Origin of the sequence: Mangrovihabitans endophyticus, from assembly GCF_014646155.1 — a bacterium.
GTDB lineage: Bacteria > Actinomycetota > Actinomycetes > Mycobacteriales > Micromonosporaceae > Actinoplanes > Actinoplanes endophyticus.
Map to the genome: position 1 here is coordinate 1 of NZ_BMMX01000205.1, position 524 is coordinate 524.

The 524-nt window shown below is 33.6% G+C and carries 1 protein-coding gene; it reads right to left on the reverse strand.

What is annotated here, in order from left to right; all coding sequences use genetic code 11:
- Positions 1-428 (reverse strand): IS607-like element IS607 family transposase (locus IEY73_RS33195; protein WP_189083269.1); only part of this gene is annotated, 428 nt, incomplete at its 3' end.
- Between the last annotated feature and the right edge of the window lie 96 nt (positions 429-524).

Below are 524 nucleotides of genomic sequence, written 5' to 3' on the forward strand. Positions count from 1 at the left end.
GCTCCAAAGCGTAATAATCTGTCTTTATGCGTTAATACAAGGCGTTTGACTTGATTGTCTAAGATTAAGTTTAAAAGCTTGGTTAAGCCTTTTTTATAGTAGTTCATGCCACTCCCTAAATCTTGTATCACTTCATAGTTAAAGCCACATCTAGCGCAATAAAGCTCTAAAACTTGAACTTGTCTGATTAAATCCTCTTGTTGGTCATGCGAGCTTACTCTAGCATAAGCTATTGTTTTTAATTCATCTTGATTAAAGACTACGCTTCTATTGATACGCCTTAAACTTTCTAACTTGTAACGCCTTTCACCGCCTTTAGTGAGTTCATCAGGTTTTAACAAATCTTTTTTATCCCAATTGCGTAAGGTTTGGATAGTTACACCCAAAAGCTTACTCGCTTGACCGATTGATAGCATTCTTTTATTCATGCAAGCAGTATAACACAAAACTTAATAACCTATACAAAAATTATAGAATTTTATAGGTTATTATATGATTTTAGTTTCTGTTTGTAACCCTTTTCG